Genomic DNA, 22,430 nt, shown 5'->3' on the forward strand with positions numbered 1-22,430 from the left:
GGGTCGTGCAGCGTCAAGGCTCCATCGGCGGCAGCGCCGCGATCAACGTCCGTGTGACAGGGGGTGTCCTCCTCGTCGCACACCTCGCCCTCGTCGCCTGGCTGATGCTGCGCCCGCTGGACGTCCCCTGGGTCACGCCCCCGAACCTGCGCCCGCTGGCCGGTATCCGGGCCGACCTGGCGCTGGGCTGGCCGCACGCGGTCAGACCCCTCGGCGAGGGACTCGCGCTGCTCGCGCCGCTGGGCGTGCTGCTGCCGGCGGCGCACGGCAGGCTCTGCGTCTCCCCGCTGGCGTCCCTGCTCCGTACGGCCGCGGCCGGCGCCCTGATCTCCCTCGGCATCGCGCTGCTGCAGACCGGCGTACCCGGCCGCGTCGTGGACGTCGACTCGCTGCTGCTGAACACGGCGGGCGTCATCCTGGCCCACCTGGCCGTCGTACCGGCGGGCCGGGCCTGGCTGCGGCGGCGGGAAGCGCGGGAACCCGGGGCGGCCGGGCCGGCGGTCACCGTCCAGGAGGAGCTGTCTCAGGGCCGTACCCCGACGATTCCCAGGGTCGGGATCGCCCCGTAGAGGGACGCTTCGTCCTCTTCGTCTCCGTACTGTGGAAGACAAGTGAGGGGTCCCACCGGGGCCCCGCCACCGGCTCGGACGAGCCGACGACCACGGAGGAGCCGACATGAGCGCCCTTACCCGCCCCACCCACGGCCGCATGATCGGCGGAGTCTGCGCAGGACTGGCCCGGCGCTTCGGCACCTCGGCCACCACGATGCGAGTGATCTTCCTGGTGTCCTGCCTGCTGCCGGGCCCGCAGTTCCTGCTCTACATAGCGCTGTGGCTGCTGATGCCGTCCGAGGACAAGGCCCGTACGGCCTGGTGAACGCGGGCGTGGACACGCCACGGGGGCGCATCCGGACATACCGGAGCGCCCCGCGCAGTAGGGAGGACCGGGGTCAGCCGACCGGGATCCCGTTGATCGGCACGCCGTGCGTGGGCAGGCCCTTCAGCGGCAGCCCGCCCAGCAGGCCGGCCACCGGCTTGGTCGGGCCCTTGGCGACGACGCTCTCGGCGACAGGCCGCGCGGCGGACGCCCCCTTGCCGACGGCCGGCATCGCCGTGGCGACACCGCGCTTGGCCACGGGCTTCAGCGTCTTCACGGCGCCGCTGTCCGGCAGTGCCTCGATGACCTGCTCGGGCGGCAGCGTCCTGGTGACGGTGTCCAGCGTCTGGCCGGCGTTGGGGCTGGCCGGGGCCGCGCTGGCCGCGCCCGCACCGGCGGCGGCGAAGGCGGCGCCGAGGGCGGCGACACCGAGGGTCTTGGCAGCAGACTGCTTCATGGTGAATGCGTCCTTGCATGCGGAGACGGGAGATCACGAACGATCTGAGCGGTCCACGACCGTAAACATCCCAGGCCACCCGCCGCAAACAGCGAAATGCGGGCGCCTTGTGAAAGTGCGTCCGTTTTCCGGGCCGGGAAACGCCGGGTGACTACGCCTCCGAACCCCCGGAACCGCTGGTAGACGCGGTCTGCCGGAACAGCCATTCGGATTTCAGCTCGGCGTATCCGGGCTTGACGACGTCATTGATCATCGCGAGTCGTTCATCGAAAGGAATGAACGCTGATTTCATCGCATTGACGGAGAACCACTGGAGATCGTCGAGCGTGTAACCGAACGCCTCGACGAGGTGCTCGAATTCGCGGCTCATGGTGGTGTGCGACATCAACCGGTTGTCGGTGTTCACGGTGGCCCGGAAGTGCAGCCGGCGCAGCAGTCCGATGGGGTGCTCGGCGTAGGAGGGCGCGGCCCCGGTCTGCAGGTTGGAGCTGGGGCACAGTTCCAGCGGGATCCGCTTGTCCCGCACGTAGGAGGCGAGCCGGCCCAGCTTGACCGAGCCGTCCTCGCGGACCTCGATGTCGTCGATGATCCGCACCCCGTGGCCGAGCCGGTCGGCGCCGCACCACTGCAGCGCCTGCCAGATGGACGGCAGCCCGAAGGCCTCCCCGGCGTGGATGGTGAAGTGGTTGTTCTCCCGCTTGAGGTACTCGAAGGCGTCCAGGTGCCGGGTGGGCGGGTAGCCGGCCTCGGCGCCCGCGATGTCGAAGCCGACCACGCCCGCGTCCCGGTAGCGGTTGGCGAGTTCGGCGATCTCCAGGGAGCGGGCCGCGTGCCGCATGGCGGTCAGCAGGGCGCCGACCCGGATCCGCCGGCCGTTCTCCCGGGCCAGCCGCTCCCCCTGCCGGAACCCCTCGTTGACGGCCTCGACCACCTCTTCCAGGGTCAGGCCCCCGTCGAGGTGCTGCTCGGGCGCGTAGCGCACCTCGGCGTAGACGACGCCGTCCTCGGCGAGGTCCTCGGCGCACTCCCGGGCGACCCGGACCAGGGCATGGCGGGTCTGCATGACACCGACGGTGTGCCGGAAGGTCTCCAGATATCGTTCCAGCGAGCCGGAGTCGGCGGCCTCCTGGAACCAGATCCCCAGCTTGTCCGGGTCGGTCTCGGGAAGCTCGGCGTAGCCGCTCTCGCGGGCGAGATCGACGACGGTGCCGGGGCGCAGTCCGCCGTCGAGATGATCGTGCAGCAGTACCTTGGGCGCCCGGCGGATCTGGTCCGTGGTGGGGGCGTTCCCGGTCGGTGCGGTCTGGCTCGTCATTTCCGCACTCTAACGCCTACGCGCGTAGAAGGCCCGGTGTGCGCGGCGGCTGTTTTCCGGCGCTTTTCCGTCGATACGCAAAGGTGACCCCCCGGACGGGTTTCGTACACCGCGCCTTCTGAGACTGTTCTGTCATGGGACAGCAAGCGACGCCGGTCCGAACGGCCAGGCTGGGGAAGGCAGTCGGCCCGGAGCCGACGTCGGTGAGCGGAGCGGTGCTGCTGCTCCCCGGCGGAGAGGAGGTCTCCGCCCGCCGGCCGTCCCCCGTCCGGTCGATGAGCCTGCTGCGCTCCCTGGGCCGCGCCCTGGCGCGCGCGGGCCGGTCCGAGGGGCTGGCCGTGCATCCCGTCCACTACCGCTACCGCGGCTGGAACGGCACCCAGGCCCATCTCGCGGCGGACGCCGAGTGGGCCGCCGACGAGGTGGTACGACGGTACGGGGACGTTCCCGTCTGCCTGGCCGGCGTCGGCATGGGCGGCCGCGCGGCGCTCCGGTCCGGCGGCCACGAGGCCGTCAACTCCGTCGTGGCCCTCGCCCCCTGGCTGCCGGAGGAGGACGTCGCCGCGCCCGCCGAGCCGGTGAAGCACCTCGTGGGACGCCGCGTGCTGATCGCCCACGGCACGAACGACGAACGGACCGATCCCGAGCTGTCCTTCCGCTTCGCGGCACGGGCGAAGAAGGTGAACCGGGAGGTGTGCCGGTTCGAAGTGCACTCCGACGGACACGGGTTGCAGGGCTACCGGGACGAGGTGGTGTGCCTGGCGGTGGATTTCGCCATGGGCGCGCTGTTCGGGCACTGCGTGTCCCGCCCCGTGGAGGACGCGCTGGCCGCGCCGCCGCCGATCGGGCTCCGGATGCCGTTGGCCGCGGGGTTCGGAAAGTCGTTGAAGCGGTAGGGCCCGGGACCCCTAGGCGGGCAGCAGGTTGCCCCTCCTGGAGAGCAGGAACTTCTTGAACGCGGCCACCGGGGGTGTGTCCGGGCGGTCGGCCAGCCAGGCCACGCCGATCTCGCGGGCCGCTCTCGGGGCCGTGACCGTCAGTTCCACCACGCCCGGGCGGGGGACGGTCGGGGGTGGCAGGAGGGCCACCCCGAGACCCGCCGCCACCAGGCCGCGCAGGGTCTCCGCCTCCTCGCCCTCGAAGGCGATGCGGGGTTTGAAGCCGGCCTCGCGGCACAGGTCGTCGGTGATGCGGCGCAGGCCGTAGCCGGGTTCGAGGGTGACGAAGGTTTCCTCGGCCGCCTCGGCCAGGCGGATGCGCCGGCGGGCGGCCAGTCGGTGGTCGGCGGGCACGACCAGGCGGAGCTTCTGCTCGTCGAGGCGGCGGGCGACCAGGTCGGGGGCGTCGGGAACGGGTGAGGTGAGGCAGAGGTCCAGCTCGCCGGCGCGCAGCCGCTCGAGCATCGCCTCGCCGTAGTTCTGCACCAGGCTGAAGCGGACGCGCGGGTGGTCGGCGCGGAAGGCGTGCAGCAGGCCGGGTACGGTCTCGGCGCCCATGGTGTGCAGGAAGCCGAAGGCGACCTTGCCGGTGGCCGGGTCGGCGTCCGCGCGGACCTCCTCGGCGGCCCGCTCGATCTCGCCGAGGGCCCGCTCGACGGAGGCGAGGAAGGTGCGGCCGGCGGTGGTCAGGGAGACCGTGCGGCCGTGCCGGGCGAAGAGGTCGACGCCCAGGTCCCGCTCCAGGCGGGCCATCGCGCGGGACAGGGTGGACTGCGGCACGTTCAGCTCCTGCGCGGCCCGGGTGACGTGCTCCGTGCGGGCCACGCCGGCGAAGTACGCGAGCCGCGGCGCGAGCAACAGCGCCATGTCTTCTGTGTCACCGGACGGTGACAGACGAGCCTGTGAGCTTTGCTGATGCGCCATGGGAACGATTATCGCCGTTCCATGCATTGGACGCATGAAAGAGGTCGTACGTACGGTCGAGGCATGTCTCCCGCCAGTACCGGGGCGTCCACCCGCGTGGGCGCCGCCTCGCCCGTCCCTGCTCCCGACTCCGACTCCCGGCTGACCCCGGGCGGCCCCGGCTACCGCCGGATGAGCCTCGCCCTCTTCCTCGCCGGAGTCGCGACCTTCGCCCTGCTCTACTCCACCCAGGCCCTGCTGCCGCTGATCTCCGGGGAGTTCGGGGTCGCGGCGAGCGAGGCGAGCTGGACCGTGGCCGCCGCGACCGGTGGGCTGGCGCTGTTCGTCCTGCCGATGAGCGCGCTGTCGGAGCGGTTCGGCCGCCGTACGGTGATGACCGCCTCGCTGGCCGTCGCCGTCACGGTCGGCATGCTCGTGCCCTTCGCGCCGTCGCTCGGCGCGCTGGTGGTGCTGCGGGCGGTGCAGGGTGCCGCGCTGGCCGGGCTGCCGGCCTCGGCGCAGGCCTACCTGGCCGAGGAGGTGCGGCCGAAGGCGCTGGTCACGGCGATCGGGCTGTTCGTGGCCGGCAACAGCGTCGGCGGCATGAGCGGCCGGGTGATCACCGGCTGGGTCGCGCAGGAGTGGGGCTGGCGGATCTCGGTCGGAGTGATCGGCGCGCTCGCGGTCGCGTGCGCGGTGGCGTTCCGGCTGCTGCTGCCGGCGCCGAAGCACTTCGCGGCGGGTTCGCTGCGCCCGCGGGTCCTGCTCGGTACCGTCCGCGGTCACCTCGCCGACCCGCTGCTGCGCCGCCTGTACGCGATCGGCGCGCTGTTCATGACGGTGTTCGGCGGTGTCTACACGGTGATCGGCTACCGGCTGACGTCCGCGCCGTTCGGGCTGCCGCAGGGCATCGTGGGCTCGATCTTCCTGGTCTACCTGGTGGGTACGGTGTCCGCGTCCACGGCGGGCCGGCTGGTGGGCCGGTTCGGCCGCCGGGGCTCGCTGTACCTGGCGGGCGGTACGACGGCGGGCGGGCTGCTGCTGTCCCTGACGCCCTCGCTGCCGCTGGTCCTGCTGGGCCTGGTGCTGATCACGGCGGGCTTCTTCGCCGGGCACGCGGTGGCGTCCTCCGCGGTCAGCAAGACGGCCACGCGCGGCCGCGCCCAGGCGTCGGCGCTGTACCAGTCGGCGTACTACATCGGCTCCAGCGTCGGCAGCACGGTCGGCGCGCTGGCCTTCCACGCGGACGGCTGGACCGGCACGGTCGGCGTCGGCCTCCTCGCGATCCTGGGTGTCGTCACGATCACCGTCCTCGGTTCCCGGGCGGCCCGGGTGGCGGCCCGGCGGGGGCCGGTGGCCGCGCACTGAACCGGCGCACGCCGCTCATTCCCGTACAGCAACCGCTCTGAGCTGGGCTTTTTCAGACTCCGGGGGCCATTGTCAGTGGGCTGCGGTAGCTTCCAAGGTGCTGGGCGCGAAGGCGCGCCAACAGGGACGGCCACAGGGGTGGGTGGACGATGGGCAACAGCACGGCGACGCCGGATCTCGACGTCGCACTGGAGAAGCACCGGACCGAGCTGACCGGGTACTGCTACCGGATGCTCGGCTCCTCCTTCGAGGCCGAGGACGCGGTGCAGGACACCCTGGTGCGGGCCTGGCGGAGCTACGACAAGTTCGAGGGCCGCTCCAGCCTGCGCTCGTGGCTGTACCGGATCGCGACGAACGTGTGCCTGGACATGCTGACGGCGGGCAACAAGCGGGCGCGGCCCATGGACCTGACGGACTCCACCCCGCTCGCGCAGGCGGCGCTCTCGCCGCGCCCGGACAACACCTGGCTGGAGCCGATGCCGGACGCGCGCGTGCTGCCGACCGTGGAGGACCCGGCGGAGGCGGCGGTCGCCAAGGAGTCGATCCGGCTGGCCTTCATGGCGGCGCTCCAGCAGCTGCCGCCCAGGCAGCGGGCGGTGCTGATCCTGCGCGAGGTGCTCGCGTGGAAGGCGAGCGAGGTGGCCGAGCTGCTGGACACCACCGTCGCGTCGGTGAACAGCGCCCTGCAGCGGGCCCGGGCCACGCTCGCGGAGCGCGGGGACACGGGCGCCGAGGGGGCGGTGTCCGACCCGCTGGACGAGGAGCAGCAGAAGCTGCTGGAGCGGTACGTCAAGGCCTTCGAGGGCTACGACATGACGGCGCTGACGGCGCTGCTGCACGAGGACGCCGTCATGACGATGCCGCCGTTCGACCTGTGGCTGCGTGGCACCGCCGACATCACCGGCTTCATGACCACCCTCGGTGCCTCCTGCGCCGGCTCCCGGCTGCTGCCGGTCCGGGCCAACGGCCTGCCGGGCTTCGCGCACTACAAGCCGGACCCGGAGAACGGCGGGTTCACCCCGTGGGCGGTGCAGGTGCTGGAGATCTCAGACGGCCGGATCACCGGTTTCCACTGCTTCCTCGACACCCAGCGGTGGTTCCCGCTCTTCGACCTGCCCCTCCACCTGGAAGCGGAGCCCGACGAGATCGAGAAGGGCGTGTAGCGCGGGGTCGGCGTCCCGCAGCCGGATCCGCCCGCCGGCCCGGCGGGCGGTCAGCTCCAGCCCGGCCAGCAGGTCGACGGCCACCAGCCCCGGCGGCCCGAGCCCGCCCACGTCGCAGACGACCACCCCGGCTCCGCCGCCCTCCAGCAGGGCCCGCACCCGGGCACACAGCCCGGGCACCTCGTCCCGGCGAACGGGCCCGGGCAGCACCAGCACGGCGGGGGTCTCGGCATCCACGTGCGGTAGACCGGCGGGGCGGGCGGAACTCATCGCGGGCGCGGGCTCACCGTGTCTCCGGGCGCCGGAGATCACATTGACCGGTGCCCCTGCTTCCTCGCAGGGTTGGCCCTGTGGCGGGGGTGCTGAGCGGGTTCGCGGTGATCGCGGTCGTCATCGGGGTGGGCTATGTGCTCGGGCGGCGCGGGACGCTCGGCGCGCAGGGCGGGGAGGTGCTGACGCGGCTGGCCTTCACGCTGGCGGGCCCGGCTCTGCTGTTCACCACGCTCGCCCGGGCCGACCTGTCGGTCCTCTTCTCCAGCCGGCTGCTGGTGACGGCGCTCAGTACGGCCGTCGTCGCGGGGGTCTTCGTCGCGGTCGGTGCGGTGCGGCAGTGGGGCGTGGGCCGTACGACGATCGGCGCGCTGTGCTCGGGGTACGTCAACTCGGGCAACCTCGGCATCCCGATCGCCGCGTACGTCCTGGGCGACGCGTCCCTGGTGGCGCCGGTGCTGCTCTTCCAGGTCGTCCTGGTCACACCGGTCGCGCTCACCGTGCTGGACCTGTCCGGGACGGGCGAGAAGGGGACGGTGGGGCGGCGCCTGCTGACTCCGCTGCGGAACCCGATCGCGGTGGGCTCACTGTCGGGGGTGCTGGTGTCGGCGGCGGGCTGGCAGCTGCCCGGTCCGCTCCTGAATCCGCTGACCGCGCTCGCCGGCATGTCCGTCCCGGCGGCCCTGCTGGCCTTCGGCATGTCCCTGCACGGCAACCCGGCACCCGGCCGGGGGCGGGACAGCCGGCTGGTCCTGCTGTCCGTCACACTGAAGTCGCTGGGCCAGCCGCTGGTGGCCTGGGTGCTGGCGCGGGGCGTCTTCGGCCTGCACGGCGCCACACTCCTGGACGTGGTGGTGACCGCGGCCCTGCCCGGCGCCCAGAACCTCTTCACCTACGCCAGCCGCTACCGGGTCGCCGAGTCCCTGGCCCGCGAGTCGGTGCTCCTGTCGACAGCGGTGTCGGTTCCGGTGCTGGTGGGGGTGGCGGCGGTGCTGGGCTGACGCCGGGTCACTCGACGGGGAACTCGCTCGTGTCGATGGTGAGGCTGAACGGCTCCGGCAGCCTGATCGGGTCACCGAACTTCACTGCGGAGAGCACGCGGTAGACCTCGCCCTTGGGCTCGCCGTAGAGCGTTGCGGTGGGTCCGCCGGGCGCCCAGCGGTCGACCAGGAGGTACAGCGGGATGCCGGCGGTGGCGTAAGCAGCGGGCTTGCTGACGCGGTCGTGGCCGGCATTGGACCTGGAGGTGACCTCGACGACGAGTTCGGCGAGGGCGGCGGGGATGTGGGAGTCGGCCTCGGCGCATTCCCGCACGGGTGCCACCAACAGATCCGGGATGAGCATGCCCAGACGCGATGGCACGGCGATGGCCAGTGTCTGGAAGATCCCCCAGTCTTCGGGGATCACGGAGTAGAGGCGACGCTGGATACGTTCCGCGATCACGTTGTGACGGGACGCGGGAGCAGGTGACACGGTGATGATCCCCTCGATGATCTCCACCTTGCTGCCCTCGGGCCATTCCATCTCCTCCCAGTACCGGACGAGGTCGTCCCAGTTCTGGTCGGAGTCCTGGCTGACGGTGAGTGCGCTCATGGCGGTCTCCTATCGGTGCGTCACCGATCCCAGCATGCCGAACGGGACCGGTGGCGGTCCACCGATCCCGTTCACCCGAAAGAGGAAACCGCAGGTCAGGCGATTCGTTCCAGCACCACCGGCGTGGCCTGGAAGGCCGTGCCCGGGGCCGCGATGTCGTACGAGTCCGCCACCGCCTGGAGCGCGTAGTCGAAGCGCTCGGGCGTGTCGGTGTGCAGGGTCAGCAGCGGCTGGCCCTCGGTCACCGTGTCGCCCGGCTTGGCGTGCAGCTCGATGCCCGCGCCCGCCTGCACCGGGTCCTCCTTGCGGGCACGGCCGGCGCCGAGACGCCAGGCGCCGACCCCGATGCCGTACGCGTCGAGACGGGTCAGGACGCCGGAGGCCGGGGCCTTGACGACGTGCTGCTCCTTTGCGGTGGGCAGCGGCGCGTCCGGGTCGCCGCCCTGCGCCGCGATCATCCGGCGCCAGACGTCCATCGCCGAGCCGTCGGCGAGGGCCTTCGCCGGGTCGGCGTCCTTCACCCCGGCCGCGTCGAGCATCTCGCGGGCCAGGGCGATGGTCAGTTCCACGACGTCCGCGGGGCCGCCGCCGGCCAGGACCTCGACCGACTCGCGGACCTCCAGGGCGTTGCCCGCGGTCAGGCCGAGCGGGGTGGACATGTCCGTCAGCAGGGCGACCGTCTTCACGCCGTGGTCGGTGCCGAGGCCCACCATCGTGGACGCCAGCTCCCGGGCGTCCTCGATGGTCTTCATGAAGGCGCCCGTGCCCACCTTCACGTCCAGGACCAGGGAGCCGGTGCCTTCGGCGATCTTCTTCGACATGATCGAGGAGGCGATCAGCGGGATCGCCTCGACCGTGCCGGTGACGTCCCGCAGGGCGTACAGCTTCTTGTCCGCGGGGGCCAGGCCGTCGCCCGCCGCGCAGATCACCGCGCCCGTGGTGTCCAGCACGTGCAGCATCTCCTCGTTGGAGAGCAGGGCGCGCCAGCCGGGGATCGACTCCAGCTTGTCCAGGGTGCCGCCGGTGTGGCCGAGACCCCGGCCGGAGAGCTGGGGGACGGCCGCGCCGCAGGCCGCGACGAGCGGGGCCAGGGGCAGCGTGATCTTGTCGCCGACGCCGCCCGTGGAGTGCTTGTCGGCCGTCGGGCGGGACAGCGAGGAGAATTCCATGCGCTCGCCGGAGGCGATCATGGCCGCCGTCCAGCGGGCGATCTCGCGGCGGTTCATGCCGTTCAGCAGGATCGCCATGGCGAGCGCGGACATCTGCTCGTCGGCGACCTCGCCGCGGGTGTACGCGTCGATGACCCAGTCGATCTGCTCGTCGGTCAGCTCGCCGCGGTCCCGCTTGGTGCGGATGACGGAGATGGCGTCCATGGCCATGGCTGAGGGCTTCCTTCCGGGAGGTGCGAAGTGTGCGGCCCCCCTGCGAGCGGGGCAGGGGGGCCGTACGGCGTTACGTGGTGAGATGGTCCGGGCCGAAGGCCTGGGGCAGCATCTCGGAGAGCGGGAGAACGCCCGCGGGGGTGTCCAGGAGCAGGTCCGGGCCGCCGAACTCGTAGAGCAGCTGGCGGCACCGGCCGCACGGGACCAGCAGGGCGCCGGTGCCGTCGACGCAGGTGAAGTGCGTCAGCCGGCCGCCGCCCGTGCGCTGCAGGTGGGAGACCAGGCCGCACTCGGCGCACAGGCCGAGGCCGTACGAGGCGTTCTCGACGTTGCAGCCGGTGACGGTGCGGCCGTCGTCGACCAGGGCGGCCACGCCGACCGGGTAGCCCGAGTAGGGGGCGTAGGCGTGGGACATGGCCTCCCGTGCCTCGGCGCGCAACGCCTCCCAGTCGAACTCGGCTTCCGGCGTCACTTGCCCTGGCCCTTCCGGTACCGCATGCCGTCGGCCTTCGGCATCCGCAGGCGCTGCGCGGACAGCGACAGCACGAGCAGCGTGACGACGTACGGGGTGGCGCCCACGAAGTCGCTCGGGACCTCGTCGGTGAGCAGGTACCAGACCAGGACGAGCGCGGCCATGACGGCGCTGACCACGCCCTGCAGCAGGGCCTTCTTGTACAGCTTCCAGCCGGCCAGCAGCGCGAGCAGCACGACCAGGAGCAGCAGCAGGGCGTGGACCGTCACACCGCCGTTGCGCAGCTGGAGCGCGTCGGAGTAGCCGAACAGGCCCGCGCCCATGGCCAGCCCGCCGGGGCGCCAGTTACCGAAGATCATCGCGGCGAGACCGATGTAGCCGCGGCCGCCGGTCTGGCCCTCCAGGTAGGTGTGCGAGGTGACCAGCGCGAGGAACGCGCCGCCGAGGCCGGCGAGGCCGCCGGAGATGGCCACGGCCGCGTACTTGTACTGGTAGACGTTGACGCCCAGGGACTCCGCGGCGACCGGGTTCTCACCGCAGGAGCGCAGCCGCAGCCCGAACGGGGTGCGCCACAGCAGCCACCAGCTGCCGATGAACAGCAGCACGGCCAGGATGGTCACCACGGACAGGTTGGTGATCAGACCGCCGATGATGCCGGCGAGGTCGGAGACCAGGAACCAGTGGTGCTTCTCGATCGAGGCGAGGCCGTCCGAGAGGCCGGGGACGGTGACGTCCGGCAGCGTGTCCGCGGGCGGGGACTGCTTGGGGTTGCCGCCCGCCTCCGCGGCCTTGCCGTCGGCGAAGAACAGCTTGGCCAGGTACTGGGTGGCGCCGAGCGCGAGCAGGTTGACGGCGACACCGGAGACGATGTGGTCGACGCCGAAGGTGACGGTGGCGACGGCGTGCACCAGGCCGCCGATGACACCGAAGCCGATGCCGCACAGCAGGCCGAGCCAGGGGCTGGACTGCCAGCCGATCCAGCCGGCGCCGAAGGTGCCGAGGATCATCATGCCTTCGAGGCCGATGTTGACCACGCCGGCCCGCTCGGACCACAGGCCGGCGAGGCCGGCGAGGCCGATCGGTACGGCGAGGCCGAGCGCGGCGGCGACCTGTCCGGCGGAGTCGAGCTGGTTCGCGCCGGTGATGACGCGGACCGCGGCCACGAGCAGCAGTGCGCCCGCGACGATCATGAGGATCAGGCCGAGGGAGCGGCCGGAGCGCTGCGGCGCGCCCGCCGCCTTGGGGGCCGCCGGCGGCGGCGCGTCGGTCATCGTGGCAGTCATCACGCCACCTCCTGCTTCTTCGTCGGGGCGGCGGCCTGGGCGGCGAGTTCGGCACCGACGCGCTGCTGCTGGCGCTTGAGGCCGTAGCGGCGTACGACCTCGTAGGCGATGACGACGCACAGCACGATGACGCCCTGGATGACGCCGAGGATTTCCTTGTCGTAGCCCTGGAATTCCAGGTGGTTGGTGGTGCGCTCCAGGAAGCCCCAGAGCAGGGCGCCGAGCGCGATGCCGATCGGGTGGTTGCGGCCGAGCAGCGCGATGGCGATGCCGGTGAAGCCGATGCCGGCCGGGAAGTCGTTGCTGAACTGGTGGCTGTCGTTCAGCAGGGTCGGCATGCCGATCAGACCGGCCACCGCACCCGAGATGATCATGCTGGTGGCGACCATCTTCTTCACCGAGACGCCGCTGGCGCCGGCCGCGCTCTCGGACTGGCCGACGGTGCGCAGGTCGAAGCCGAACCGGGTGCGGCCGAGCACGAACCAGTACGCGATGCCGACGATCACCGCGATGACGATGAATCCCCACAGGACACCGGCCGGGCCGGTGTCGAAGCTGAAGAAGTACGAGGAGGACGGCAGCGGCTTGGTGGAGACCAGGGTGCCGGCCTGGTCCAGCTGGCCGAGCTTTCCGGGCTGGAGCAGGTAGGCGATGATCGCGGTGGCGATCGAGTTCAGCATGATGGTCGCGATGACCTCGCTGACGCCCCGGGTCACCTTGAGGATGCCGGCGATGGCCGCCCACAGGGCACCGGTCGCCATGGCGCAGAGGATGATCAGCGGGATGGCGATCCAGCCGGGCACGGTGAGCGCCCCGCCGAGGACGGCGGCGATGAACGCGGCGAGCCGGTACTGGCCGTCGACACCGATGTTGAACAGGTTCATGCGGAAGCCGATGGCCACCGCGACGCCCGCGAGGTAGTACGTCGTCGCCTTGTTCAGGATGTAGACCTGGCTGTCGCTGGCGAAGCCGTAGGTCACCATGTCGCTGAAGGCGTCGCCGGGGTTCTTGCCGGTCGCGAGGATCACCAGGGTGGTGACGAGGAGCGCGGCCACGACCGCCAGCAGGGGGGCTGCGATCCCGAGGAGCAGCCGCTCCTTGTCGATCCGTGAGGTCAGCTTGTTCATCGCTCGTCGTCCTCTGTGTGCTCCAGGTGGCCGGTGGCCGCACCCGTCATGGCGGAGCCCAGCTCCTCGGGGGTGATCGTGGCGGGGTCGGCGTCGGCGACCAGGCGGCCGCGGTACATCACCCGCAGGGTGTCGGAGAGCCCGATCAGCTCGTCCAGGTCGGCGGAGATCAGCAGCACGGCCAGGCCCTCGCGGCGGGCCTCGCGGATGTAGTCCCAGATGGCCGCCTGCGCGCCGACGTCCACACCGCGGGTGGGGTGGGCGGCGATGAGCAGCTTGGGGTTGTGGCTCATCTCCCGGCCGACGATCAGCTTCTGCTGGTTGCCGCCCGACAGGGAGGCGGCGGTGACGTCGATGCCGGGGGTGCGGACGTCGTAGGCCTCGACGATCCGCTGGGTGTCGGCGCGGGCCGCCTTGAGGTCGAGCAGTCCGCCGCGCGAGTTGGGCTTCTCGGTGACGTGGCCGAGGATGCGGTTCTCCCACAGCGGTGCTTCGAGCAGCAGGCCGTGGCGGTGGCGGTCCTCGGGGATGTAGCCGATGCCGGACTCGCGGCGGTCGCGGGTCGGGGCGTGGGAGATGTCGGTGCCGTCGAGCGTGATGACGCCGGCGTCCGGGTGCCGCATGCCCATGATGGCCTCGACCAGCTCGGACTGGCCGTTGCCCTCCACGCCGGCGATGCCGAGGACCTCGCCCTTGTGGATGGTGAAGGAGATCTCGTCCAGGATGATCCGCTCGACGCCGTCGAGGTCGGTCTGCGTGAGGTGCAGGCCGTCCACCTTCAGCATCGGGACGTCCGTGACGGTGGACTCCTGGGTCTCCGGGGTGGGCAGTTCGCTGCCGACCATCAGCTCGGCGAGCTGCTTGGGAGTGGTGCCGCGCGGATCGACCGTGCCGACGGTGGTGCCGCGCCGGATGACGGTGATCTCGTCGGCGACGGAGAGCACCTCGCCCAGCTTGTGCGAGATGAAGATGACGGTGAGGCCCTCGGCCTTGAGTTCGCGCAGGTTGTCGAAGAGGGCGTCGACCTCCTGCGGCACGAGGACGGCGGTGGGCTCGTCCAGGATGAGGGTCTTGGCGCCGCGGTAGAGGACCTTGAGGATCTCCACGCGCTGGCGGTCGGCGACACCGAGCTCCTCGACGAGGGCGTCGGGCCGCACGCCCAGGCCGTAGGCGTCGGAGATCTCCTTGATCTTGGCGCGTGCCTTGCCCCCGATGCCGTACAGCTTCTCCGCGCCGAGGACGACGTTCTCGAGGACGGTGAGGTTGTCGGCGAGCATGAAGTGCTGGTGCACCATGCCGATGCCGCGGGCGATGGCGTCGCCGGGGTTGTGGAAGACGACCTGTTCACCACTGACGGTGATGGTGCCCTCGTCCGGCTGCTGCATGCCGTAGAGGATCTTCATCAGGGTGGACTTGCCGGCGCCGTTCTCGCCGCACAGGGCGTGGACGGTGCCCGTGCGGACCGTGATGTCGATGTCTCGGTTGGCGACGACGCCGGGGAAACGCTTGGTGATGCCGCGCAGTTCGACGGCAGCGGGAGGGCTGGACGCGTTGATGGCGCACTCTCCTCGGGGAAAGGGGCTGCGGGGAGGGGGCAGGCGTCGGCGACGCTAGCGCGGCAACTCCGCGCTACACGCGTAGAGTTGACACATTGTTATGGCTCGGCGGGGGCTCCGGGAGGTGCCCCGCGCCGAGCCTGGGTCCGACGGGACCCGTCAGGTCACGGGGTGGTCTTGACCTTGATCGAGCCGTCGACGATCTTCTTCTTCGCGGCGTCCAGCTTGGCCTGGATGTCGTCGATGAAGCCGCCGCTCTTGGACAGCGAGACGCCGTCCTTGGCGAGGGAGTAGGAGTTGGTGCCGGTCAGCGGCTTGCCGTCGTGGACCGACTTGACGAAGTCGTAGACACCGACGTCGACGTTCTTGACCATCGAGGTCAGGATCGCGTTCTTGTACTTGCTCAGACCCGGGATGTTGTACTGGTCCGAGTCCACGCCGATCGCCCAGGCGCCCTTCTTGCCCGCGACGGCCTCGATCGCGCCGTTGCCGGAGGAGCCGGCCGCCGTGTAGATGACGTCCGCGCCGTTGTCGAGCATGCCCTGCGCGGCCTCCTTGCCCTTGTCGGGGCTGGCGAAGCCGGAGGTGTCCGAGCCGTGCGACAGGTACTGCGTGTCGACCTTGACCTTCTTGTTGGTGTCCTTGACGCCCTGGACGAAGCCCGCCTCGAACTTCTTGATCAGCGGGACGTCGACACCGCCGATGAAGCCGACGTGGTTCGACTTGGTCTTCAGGGCGGCGGCGACACCGGCCAGGTAGGAGCCCTGCTCCTCGGTGAAGGTGATGCTGTCGACGTTCTTGCCGTTCACCACCGAGTCGACGATGCCGAAGCTGGTCTTGGGGTACTTCGCGGCGACCTTGGTCATGGAGGCGGCGTAGGCGTAGCCGACACCGATGACGGGGTTGTAGCCCGCGTCGGCCAGGTCGGACAGGCGCTGCTCGCGGTCGGCCTCGGTGTCCGAGGTCTTCGCGGTCAGCTCCTTGATCTCGCCGCCGAACTCCTTCTTGGCCTGGTCGGCGCCGCGCGCGGCGGAGTCGTTGAACGAGCGGTCGCCACGGCCGCCGACGTCGAAGGCGAGACCGACCTTGACGCCCTTGCCGTCACCGGACGAGGACGAGCCGGTGTTGTTGTCGGAGGAGGTGCTGCCACAGGCTGTGGCAGTCAGTGCGAGAGCTGCGGAGGCGATACACGCAGCGGAAAGCTTGGCTACCCGGCGCACGGGAAGGCTCCTTCACCTGACCTGAGCGCCTTGGCGGCGCTTGATGTGAGCACCTTGGCAGTGCTCCGGCCGAGACGCCCCTTCGGCGTCGGCTTCGCGGCATCGTAACGCGCGTAGATGTCGCAAAAAACCCTCTCGCGAAGCCGTTATCGATTCGAGGCAAACAGTGTCTGAACTCGGGCTCTCGGCCCTCTCACGCCGGTGTTGCGCACCGTGCACGAATGGCTTGCATCCGTGTTGCGCCGGTCAGGGGAACGGCCCCCGAGGGGGCCGCCGGCTCAGCCGCGGGCCCCGTTGGCGTCCAGGAAGGCCACGGCGGTGAACAACTCCACACCGACAGTGATCGCGTGCTCGTCGGCGTCGAAGTCGCCCTGGTGGAGATCGCGCACGGTCCGCTCGCCGGGCCGGCGCACCCCGAGGCGGGCCATCGCGCCGGGCACGCGCTCCAGGTACCAGGAGAAGTCCTCGCCGCCCAGGCTCTGCTCGGTGCTCTCCACGGACTTCATGCCCCGCCGGGCGACCATGGCCCGGCGCAGCAGCTCGGTGGACTCCCGGTCGTTGACGACCGGCGGCACCCCGCGCACGTAGGTGATCTCGGACTTGGCCCGGTGCAGGGTGGCCACCTCGTCGATGGCCGCGTGCACGATGTCGGGGGCCTGCCGCCAGGCCTCCAGGTCCAGGCAGCGCACGGTCCCGGACAGCTCGGCGTGCTGCGGGATCACGTTCGGCGCGTGGCCCGTCTCGATCCGGCCCCAGGTGAGGGCGAGACCGGCGCGGGTGTCGACCCGGCGGGCGATCAGCGCGGGGACGTCGACGGCGACCCGGGCGGCGGCGGTGACCAGGTCGGTGGTCAGGTGCGGGCGGGCGGTGTGCCCGCCGGGGCCGTCCAGCGCGATCTCCAGCCGGTCGCAGGCGCTGGTGATCGGCCCGTGCCGCAGCCCGACCTTCCCGGCCTCCACCCTGGGGTCGCAGTGCAGGGCGAGGATCCGGCCGACCCCGGCGAGCGCGCCGTCCTCGAGGGCGTCCAGGGCGCCGCCGGGCAGCACCTCCTCGGCGGGCTGGAAGAGCAGCCGCACCGGGCGGGGCAGCAGGCCCTTGGCGTGCAGGTCGGCGAGGACCAGGCCGGCGCCGAGGACGACGGTGGTGTGCACGTCGTGACCGCAGGCGTGGGCCCGGTCCGGCACGGTCGACCGGTACGAGCAGTCGGTCTTGGTGTCCGGGATGGGCAGGGCGTCGATGTCGGCGCGCAGCGCGAGCAGCGGTACCGACGGGCGCTCACCCTCCGCGAGGCCGATGTCACAGACGAGTCCCGTTCCGGTGCTCAGGACGCGGGGCTTGAGCCCGGCCTGTTCCAGCCGCTCCTTGATCGCGGCGGTGGTACGGAACTCCTGGTTGCCCAGCTCTGGGTGCATGTGCAAGTCGCGCCGGAAGGCGACGAGTTCGGCGTGCAGGGACTCGCTCAGCACGCCGGGGAGCACATCACCCGGGAGGCCGGCCTCGGACTCTAGGGACATCAATTGCTTCACCCTCTGCAGGGTAGGACGCCCGGCTGGTCGACTACCCCTCGATCAACAAAACTTCAGCCCGTTAGGGGAAGAAAATCTGACCGGCGGACGCATGGCGGCGGACTTTGGTGGGTAAAACCCATGTTTCCTCTTCCACGGATACCACGGCTCGGCCGGGTCACGCGCGCGGTGTCCACGAACCGGACCCCCCGCCGGGCCCCCCGATGGACCCTCCGCCTGACGGGTGTACCCGGCGTCGTCAGCCTGTCGTGCCGTCGGGCTCGCTCCGGAAGCAGTCGGACACCACGGTGACTTCGATCATGGACGAGCGCTCGCTGTCGGCGGGCTCCCGCCACAGGCGCAGGTCGGCGGACAGATGGCCGTCGGACGAGTTGGCCACGATCTGCGGAAGCTTCGCCCGGCTCTTGTCGGGACCGTCCTTCACGATCTTCCACCCCTTGGCCGGCAACTGCTTGCGCAGGCGGTCCATGGCCCTTTCGAGATCGTCCCCCGGCACACCGTAGACGCTCCACGGGTGCCGCATGCGGTGCACCTCGCTCTCCTCCGGGTACGACGAGCACGGGGCGGCCACGGCACCCGACCGGGTCACCTTGCCCTTCACCGCCAGGATGTCGAGGATCTCGCTGGACGCCCGCTCGACGCTCTGCTTGACGGCTCGCTCGTCGCGGATGTCGGCCTTCTTCTCGTCCTTCTCGTCGCTCACCTGAGAGCAGCCTCCCAAGAGGATGGCGGTCAATGCCGCGCTGACAGCGGTCGCGTATTTCTTATTCAAGGGTCACCTTGTCGTACTGGCCTGCCATCACGAGGGCCTGGTTGCGCAGGCTCGTCGAGCCCTCGTCCCAGAAGGCGCCATGGTCCTCGGCGTCCGACTCCATGATGTTGGCGCCGAACTCCGGGTCGGTCGGAATCGTCCAGTCGTCACCGAGGCCGGCCAGGTACTTCCCGCCGATCCGCACCGCCGAGTCGTTGCCGCCGCCCTGCTCGGCCCACATGTGCCCCTGCGGGATGCCCAGGTCCGCGGCGTGCTTCGCCTGCATGCCGGGGCTGCCCACCGCGATGACGTCGTCCACCGGCAGCGCGCCCTCGGGCCACACCCGCGACTTCGCCGCGTCGCCGATGAGCGTGGTGCCGTAGCTGTGGCCCATCAAGGTGGTGTGCCCCGGGTGGGCGTTGCCGGACGCCATGCGGTGCGCTTCGAGGTTGCCGTCGAGGAAGTGCGACAGCCCCGGTCCGCCCTTGGCCGCCCACTCGTCCGACATCGCCTCCGGGAACAGGCCACCGCCCTTCTCGAACGGCTTCGCCTGCAGTGGCGCGTCGTAGTCGAACCAGGTGATGGTGGAGACCTTCTGCCCCTGTGCGTACCGGTTGGTCTCGTGCCACAGGATCTCACCGCGGCCCATGTCCTTCTCGATGTCCTGCAGGAGGGTGCCCGTGCCGGGGACGTAGATACCGGTGTGGTCGGCGGTGTCCGGGTTCCCGTTGGCGATGACGACCTTGCCGTCATGGCCCTTGCCTTCGGGGTCGAAGCCGAGCAGGTAGGCCTCGGGCAGGCCGTCGGTTCCGGTTCTGTCGAAGCGCGACTGGATGGCGTCCATGCCCCGGATACGGCCCTCCAGCTCCTGCTTCTTCTTGTTCCACTCCTTCCATTCCTCGGTCTCGATCTGAGCGCCCTTCACCTCACGGCCGGTGATCGGGCTGATGTAGGGGGTGTAGCGATCGGGCTCCTTCTGCAGCCAGGCGTCCAGCTTGTCCTGGTACGCGGCCCGGCTCTCGGCCAGCACCAGACGGTTGGCCTCGTCCCGCACGGTGGCGGGGAGGCCGTCCATGGCGCCGATGGAGTCGGGGTGCAGGGAGACGTAGGCCGTCTTCTGCTCGTCCGTCAGGTCCGCCCACCAGTGGGCGACCAGCTCCGGATCACCGTCCTTGGGCGGCTTCGGAAGGGAGCGGGCGTAGGCGTCGGCACCCTGCACGACGCCGTCCGTGTCGCTCTTGACGTCGGTCCAGTCCCGGCCGGACACCACCAGGTCGTCGTCGGCCTTCAGCGCCCGCAGCTTGGGCGCCCACTTGGCGTCCGCGTCCGCCGCTTCCTTCAGCGCGTCCCCGATGCGGTTCGCCAGTTCCACGGCCTTGCCGAAGTGGGGGTTCGGGTGCATGTTCACGGCCTGGCGCTCCATCGCCGCCGCCGTCGGGTCGGTCGCGCTGGTACCGGCCGACACGGTGCCGCCCTCGGGCACCTTGCCGTCGGTCTCCTTGCCGCCGGCCGGGAAGGTGACCGAGCCGTCCGCGCCGACCGTGCAGCCGGCCGCCTCGGCGTCCGCCAGGGCCGCCTCCAGCTTCCGCTTGGCCGCGGCCATGTCGTACGCGAACGCGTTCAGCGCGGTACCGGCCAGCGCGCACTCGGTCTGGACGTAGTGGAAGTCCTTGCCCAGCTCCTTCAGCTCCCGCAGCGCGGCGTCCGCCGTCTCGCCCTTGAGCTGGTCCCGGATGCCGGCGGAGATCTGGTTCTCGACGGTGTCCTTGGCGGTGCTCGCCATGTCGCTCGTGGCCCGGAACCCGTCGGCCGCCTGCTCGAACTCGGCGGGCTTGAGGGCCTTCAGCGTCGCGATGTCCATGCCACCGTCACCGGCCCTTGGCCTGGCCACCGACGGCCTCGGTGTCGTGGTACTTGGACCTGATCTTGTCCAGCTCCGCCTTGACCTCGGCGTCCGACATGGCCAGGTCGCGCCCGGAGCGCTCCAGTAACCCGCCCAGCTCACCGCAGCGGCCGTTGACGTCCGTGACGTACTTCTTCCAGGACTCGTACAGCTCCTGCTGCGCCGCCGCCGACTGCACGCCGGACATCTCGCCGAGTCCGCTCTGCCCGTCGTCCAGCTTGCCCAGCGCCTTGCCGACGGCGTCCTGTAAGCCCTTGGTGTCCTCGCCGGCCTTCGCCCAGACCTTCTTGTCCGACTTCAGGTCGCCGGCCCCGCCGCCGCCCGGCTCCGACGGCACGTGGTTCAACTGCATCCCCGTGGACCCGCGCGCCGCGGCGTCCGCCTTCAACTGCTCCCACTCGTCCCAGGACATGGGTGTGGTCCTCCCCGTTTCCCCGTTGCCGGCAACCCCCGCCGGCCGAGCCATGCTCCCCACGGCTCGGGCAAGAAATCAAGCAGAGGAGGGCAATTGCCCCTAATTTACTTTTAGTCCGCCCTTCGAGTGACGGTCTATCTCGTATCGCGCGTATTTAATCGGGCGCACCCCGGCCTGGATAACCTGCGAGCCCATCCGCACGCCACACAGGGGAAGAAAAGATGTGGAATATGCTCGTCTGGACCATGATCACCTGCACCTCCCTCTGCACCGCGGGGTCCATTTTCCTACGACCGCACCAGTGCCGAATGCGGCAGACCGACACCATTGAATTGCGACGCCGGCGCCGCATGGTGGAAGTGCTGCAGCGTGAGGTGCGGGCCATGAGTGACGCACCGGGCTGCTCCGATGGCAGGAAATCCTAACAATCGCTCCAGGGGCTGCCGTCGGGGGAGGAACAGCCCCTACGCTGTGGAGAAACTTTTTTTCAGACCGCGCCCCCATCGCGTACCACCTGTTTTTCCATTTCTCATACAGGATGGGCATAGGGCCGAACGACACCGGGAAAAGGTGTTTGTCCGGCTACTTTCTTCACTCGTTTGCCGCACACCCATCGCCGCATGGTGCCGTTAGTTGCAGCATGACGAAGGCTCTGAGGGGTCAGGTACTCGATTCTGTTGCGGAGCGGTCCCACTCGACCGCCAGGCGACCCGTGCGACTGGGTTCTTACACCTACCTGCCGGCGCCCGCCGAAACGCACAGCGCCAAAGGAGTTCTGATGAGGGGTGGCCTCCCTGTCACACTGGAGGCGACCGAGGAGATCCTCCAGGAATTCATGGACAGAATGAACTCACTGGAGAGTGACATCTCCCAACGCTGGGTGGGCGCGGACACCTGGTTCCGTCTTTCACCGGCGGAATGACATCACCCATGCAGCACGAGACAATGGGATCGTACCCGGATTTCCCCGCCGGCTATGCGGACGACTATCACCGCGGCAGGGGGCGGCACCGGTCGCCCACCGAGGATTTCTCCTATCCTCTGGTCCCCCCGGACTCGGGCTGGGACCCTGCGGAAGAGCTGGCCTACATGCTCCGGGACACCATGGAGCAGCAGGCGAGGATCCCGGGCGCGCGCAACGAGGACCACCCCGTGGATCCGGAGCCGAAGACGCCCCGCGAAGCCCTGGTGGAACTCACGGCGGAGCTGCCCCCGGTGAAGGCGGCTCCACGGGGCCACCGCAAGGACCGCCGGAGGCAGCGTCCCGGCAGGATCCGGATCGTCAGCTACCTCATCGCCGCCGCCGTGACCGTCATCGCTTCCGGCGTGAGCATCTTCGGCGGCCTGATCGCGTACGACCCGCTGCGCTTCGTGGCGGCGGCCCGGACGGACAGCGGCGTGGTCTCCTGGTGGCCGCTGCTGGTGTTCGGCCCCTGGCTGGTGGCGTCGCTGTCCATCCTCCGCGCGGCGCTGCACCAGCGCCGGGCCTTCCACTCCTGGTCCGTGCTGCTGGTGTTCTCCGCCATCGCCATGGCGCTGTGTGTGGCGCAGGCACCGAAGAACATCGTGGACACGGTGGCCGCCGCCCTGCCGAGCCTCGCCTCCCTGGCCAGCTTCCAGCAGGTGGTGCGCCAGGTCACCCTGACCAGACCGCCCCGGCGGACCTTCCCCCGACACCGGTCCCAGCCTTCCGAGAAGGCGGCCGCCGAGGAAGCGGCGGCGCCCCAGGAGGGCACGCTGTACGCGAGCGGCAGCCTGCCACGGGAGGGCTTCGCGACGCCGGCGGCAAAGGCGGGTGCCGGCGGTCCGGCGGCCCATGAGCGGCTCTCCGACCATCCGCGTCGCTTCGGGTGGCCCGGCGACCGTCCCTGACCGTTCACGGCGGCGTCACTCGGCCGGAATCCGGTTCCGC

Annotated in this window: 22 protein-coding genes; 7 read left to right on the forward strand and 15 right to left on the reverse strand. The window is 70.6% G+C overall.

The window, feature by feature from the left end; translation table 11 throughout:
- Positions 1-5 precede the first annotated feature (5 nt).
- Complete coding sequence (locus ACIP4Y_RS15690; RefSeq protein ID WP_401393060.1) at positions 6-569, forward strand: VanZ family protein; 564 nt, start codon at positions 6-8, stop codon at positions 567-569.
- 106 nt (positions 570-675) lie between these two features.
- Positions 676-876, forward strand: a complete 201-nt coding sequence (locus ACIP4Y_RS15695; protein ID WP_358642146.1) for a PspC domain-containing protein — start codon at positions 676-678, stop codon at positions 874-876.
- A gap of 73 nt (positions 877-949) precedes the next feature.
- On the opposite strand, the gene ACIP4Y_RS15700 is transcribed toward ACIP4Y_RS15695, so the two are convergent.
- Together ACIP4Y_RS15700 and ACIP4Y_RS15705 are read right to left on the reverse strand one after the other, a co-directional pair.
- Positions 950-1,333 (reverse strand): ATP-binding protein, encoded by a 384-nt coding sequence (locus tag ACIP4Y_RS15700; protein WP_401393063.1) that lies wholly within the window; start codon positions 1,331-1,333, stop codon positions 950-952.
- A 151-nt stretch (positions 1,334-1,484) separates the two neighbouring features.
- Complete coding sequence (locus tag ACIP4Y_RS15705) at positions 1,485-2,648, reverse strand: adenosine deaminase (RefSeq protein ID WP_401393066.1); 1,164 nt, start codon at positions 2,646-2,648, stop codon at positions 1,485-1,487.
- Positions 2,649-2,782: 134 nt separating this feature from the next.
- Here ACIP4Y_RS15705 and ACIP4Y_RS15710 point away from each other — a divergent pair, with 134 nt between their 5' ends.
- Positions 2,783-3,544 (forward strand): alpha/beta hydrolase, encoded by a 762-nt coding sequence (locus ACIP4Y_RS15710; protein WP_358642140.1) that lies wholly within the window; start codon positions 2,783-2,785, stop codon positions 3,542-3,544.
- Positions 3,545-3,556: 12 nt separating this feature from the next.
- Here ACIP4Y_RS15710 and ACIP4Y_RS15715 read toward each other — a convergent pair whose 3' ends face one another.
- Positions 3,557-4,510, reverse strand: coding sequence for a LysR family transcriptional regulator (locus ACIP4Y_RS15715; protein ID WP_401393070.1), 954 nt, complete (start codon positions 4,508-4,510; stop codon positions 3,557-3,559).
- A gap of 63 nt (positions 4,511-4,573) precedes the next feature.
- Here ACIP4Y_RS15715 and ACIP4Y_RS15720 point away from each other — a divergent pair, with 63 nt between their 5' ends.
- On the forward strand, positions 4,574-5,857 hold the full coding sequence (locus tag ACIP4Y_RS15720; protein WP_401393072.1) for an MFS transporter: 1,284 nt from the start codon (positions 4,574-4,576) through the stop codon (positions 5,855-5,857).
- Positions 5,858-6,006: 149 nt separating this feature from the next.
- Positions 6,007-7,020: a sigma-70 family RNA polymerase sigma factor gene (locus ACIP4Y_RS15725; protein WP_401393075.1), complete on the forward strand. Its 1,014-nt coding sequence runs from the start codon at positions 6,007-6,009 to the stop codon at positions 7,018-7,020.
- Here the strand turns inward: ACIP4Y_RS15725 and ACIP4Y_RS15730 are convergent.
- Positions 6,904-7,290 (reverse strand): STAS domain-containing protein, encoded by a 387-nt coding sequence (locus ACIP4Y_RS15730; protein WP_401393078.1) that lies wholly within the window; start codon positions 7,288-7,290, stop codon positions 6,904-6,906. The genes ACIP4Y_RS15725 and ACIP4Y_RS15730 overlap by 117 nt on opposite strands.
- An 80-nt stretch (positions 7,291-7,370) precedes the next feature.
- Between ACIP4Y_RS15730 and ACIP4Y_RS15735 the strand changes: the two genes are divergently transcribed.
- On the forward strand, positions 7,371-8,291 hold the full coding sequence (locus tag ACIP4Y_RS15735) for an AEC family transporter (RefSeq protein WP_401393081.1): 921 nt from the start codon (positions 7,371-7,373) through the stop codon (positions 8,289-8,291).
- A 7-nt stretch (positions 8,292-8,298) separates the two neighbouring features.
- On the opposite strand, the gene ACIP4Y_RS15740 is transcribed toward ACIP4Y_RS15735, so the two are convergent.
- The 11 genes from ACIP4Y_RS15740 to ACIP4Y_RS15790 all read right to left on the reverse strand — a co-directional run bounded on the left by ACIP4Y_RS15740 (position 8,299) and on the right by ACIP4Y_RS15790 (position 20,515).
- Positions 8,299-8,883 carry a Uma2 family endonuclease gene (locus ACIP4Y_RS15740; RefSeq protein WP_401393084.1) on the reverse strand — a complete coding sequence of 195 codons (585 nt, stop codon included), beginning with the start codon at positions 8,881-8,883 and terminating at the stop codon, positions 8,299-8,301.
- A gap of 95 nt (positions 8,884-8,978) precedes the next feature.
- Positions 8,979-10,262, reverse strand: coding sequence for a thymidine phosphorylase (locus tag ACIP4Y_RS15745; protein WP_401393087.1), 1,284 nt, complete (start codon positions 10,260-10,262; stop codon positions 8,979-8,981).
- Positions 10,263-10,335: 73 nt separating this feature from the next.
- Positions 10,336-10,737 carry a cytidine deaminase gene (locus ACIP4Y_RS15750; protein ID WP_358642127.1) on the reverse strand — a complete coding sequence of 134 codons (402 nt, stop codon included), beginning with the start codon at positions 10,735-10,737 and terminating at the stop codon, positions 10,336-10,338.
- Entirely contained in the window at positions 10,734-12,020 is a 1,287-nt protein-coding gene (locus ACIP4Y_RS15755; RefSeq protein WP_401393090.1) for an ABC transporter permease, read from the reverse strand. The genes ACIP4Y_RS15750 and ACIP4Y_RS15755 overlap by 4 nt, the downstream gene beginning before the upstream one ends.
- Positions 12,020-13,147: an ABC transporter permease gene (locus tag ACIP4Y_RS15760; protein WP_358642123.1), complete on the reverse strand. Its 1,128-nt coding sequence runs from the start codon at positions 13,145-13,147 to the stop codon at positions 12,020-12,022. Before ACIP4Y_RS15760 ends, ACIP4Y_RS15755 begins: the two co-directional genes overlap by 1 nt.
- Positions 13,144-14,670 carry an ABC transporter ATP-binding protein gene (locus ACIP4Y_RS15765; protein ID WP_401393929.1) on the reverse strand — a complete coding sequence of 509 codons (1,527 nt, stop codon included), beginning with the start codon at positions 14,668-14,670 and terminating at the stop codon, positions 13,144-13,146. Before ACIP4Y_RS15765 ends, ACIP4Y_RS15760 begins: the two co-directional genes overlap by 4 nt.
- A 197-nt stretch (positions 14,671-14,867) precedes the next feature.
- Positions 14,868-15,923 carry a BMP family protein gene (locus ACIP4Y_RS15770; RefSeq protein ID WP_401393094.1) on the reverse strand — a complete coding sequence of 352 codons (1,056 nt, stop codon included), beginning with the start codon at positions 15,921-15,923 and terminating at the stop codon, positions 14,868-14,870.
- A gap of 278 nt (positions 15,924-16,201) precedes the next feature.
- Entirely contained in the window at positions 16,202-17,437 is a 1,236-nt protein-coding gene (locus tag ACIP4Y_RS15775) for an amidohydrolase (RefSeq protein ID WP_401393096.1), read from the reverse strand.
- A gap of 250 nt (positions 17,438-17,687) precedes the next feature.
- Complete coding sequence (locus tag ACIP4Y_RS15780) at positions 17,688-18,152, reverse strand: hypothetical protein (protein WP_401393099.1); 465 nt, start codon at positions 18,150-18,152, stop codon at positions 17,688-17,690.
- Between the two features lie 61 nt (positions 18,153-18,213).
- On the reverse strand, positions 18,214-20,061 hold the full coding sequence (locus tag ACIP4Y_RS15785; RefSeq protein ID WP_401393102.1) for an alpha/beta hydrolase: 1,848 nt from the start codon (positions 20,059-20,061) through the stop codon (positions 18,214-18,216).
- A 7-nt stretch (positions 20,062-20,068) separates the two neighbouring features.
- Positions 20,069-20,515 carry a hypothetical protein gene (locus ACIP4Y_RS15790; protein ID WP_401393105.1) on the reverse strand — a complete coding sequence of 149 codons (447 nt, stop codon included), beginning with the start codon at positions 20,513-20,515 and terminating at the stop codon, positions 20,069-20,071.
- Positions 20,516-21,448: 933 nt separating this feature from the next.
- Between ACIP4Y_RS15790 and ACIP4Y_RS15795 the strand changes: the two genes are divergently transcribed.
- A complete protein-coding gene (locus ACIP4Y_RS15795) occupies positions 21,449-22,390 on the forward strand; it encodes a DUF2637 domain-containing protein (protein WP_401393108.1) in 942 nt (313 codons plus the stop codon).
- Positions 22,391-22,430 lie beyond the last annotated feature (40 nt).

The sequence above is a fragment of the Streptomyces sp. NPDC088810 genome, assembly GCF_044750305.1.
In the GTDB taxonomy this organism is placed as follows: domain Bacteria; phylum Actinomycetota; class Actinomycetes; order Streptomycetales; family Streptomycetaceae; genus Streptomyces.

What these genes read in the sequence shown, in the direction of transcription:
- ACIP4Y_RS15695 (WP_358642146.1), top strand. Translation starts at nt 676, where the DNA reads ATGAGCGCCCTTACCCGCCCCACCCACGGCCGCATGATCGGCGGAGTC.
- ACIP4Y_RS15700 (WP_401393063.1), bottom strand. Translation starts at nt 1,333, where the DNA reads ATGAAGCAGTCTGCTGCCAAGACCCTCGGTGTCGCCGCCCTCGGCGCC.
- ACIP4Y_RS15705 (WP_401393066.1), bottom strand. Translation starts at nt 2,648, where the DNA reads ATGACGAGCCAGACCGCACCGACCGGGAACGCCCCCACCACGGACCAG.
- ACIP4Y_RS15710 (WP_358642140.1), top strand. Translation starts at nt 2,783, where the DNA reads ATGGGACAGCAAGCGACGCCGGTCCGAACGGCCAGGCTGGGGAAGGCA.
- ACIP4Y_RS15715 (WP_401393070.1), bottom strand. Translation starts at nt 4,510, where the DNA reads ATGGCGCATCAGCAAAGCTCACAGGCTCGTCTGTCACCGTCCGGTGAC.
- ACIP4Y_RS15720 (WP_401393072.1), top strand. Translation starts at nt 4,574, where the DNA reads ATGTCTCCCGCCAGTACCGGGGCGTCCACCCGCGTGGGCGCCGCCTCG.
- ACIP4Y_RS15725 (WP_401393075.1), top strand. Translation starts at nt 6,007, where the DNA reads ATGGGCAACAGCACGGCGACGCCGGATCTCGACGTCGCACTGGAGAAG.
- ACIP4Y_RS15730 (WP_401393078.1), bottom strand. Translation starts at nt 7,290, where the DNA reads ATGAGTTCCGCCCGCCCCGCCGGTCTACCGCACGTGGATGCCGAGACC.
- ACIP4Y_RS15740 (WP_401393084.1), bottom strand. Translation starts at nt 8,883, where the DNA reads ATGAGCGCACTCACCGTCAGCCAGGACTCCGACCAGAACTGGGACGAC.
- ACIP4Y_RS15745 (WP_401393087.1), bottom strand. Translation starts at nt 10,262, where the DNA reads ATGGCCATGGACGCCATCTCCGTCATCCGCACCAAGCGGGACCGCGGC.
- ACIP4Y_RS15755 (WP_401393090.1), bottom strand. Translation starts at nt 12,020, where the DNA reads ATGACTGCCACGATGACCGACGCGCCGCCGCCGGCGGCCCCCAAGGCG.
- ACIP4Y_RS15760 (WP_358642123.1), bottom strand. Translation starts at nt 13,147, where the DNA reads ATGAACAAGCTGACCTCACGGATCGACAAGGAGCGGCTGCTCCTCGGG.
- ACIP4Y_RS15775 (WP_401393096.1), bottom strand. Translation starts at nt 17,437, where the DNA reads ATGTCCCTAGAGTCCGAGGCCGGCCTCCCGGGTGATGTGCTCCCCGGC.
- ACIP4Y_RS15785 (WP_401393102.1), bottom strand. Translation starts at nt 20,061, where the DNA reads ATGGACATCGCGACGCTGAAGGCCCTCAAGCCCGCCGAGTTCGAGCAG.
- ACIP4Y_RS15790 (WP_401393105.1), bottom strand. Translation starts at nt 20,515, where the DNA reads ATGTCCTGGGACGAGTGGGAGCAGTTGAAGGCGGACGCCGCGGCGCGC.
- ACIP4Y_RS15795 (WP_401393108.1), top strand. Translation starts at nt 21,449, where the DNA reads ATGCAGCACGAGACAATGGGATCGTACCCGGATTTCCCCGCCGGCTAT.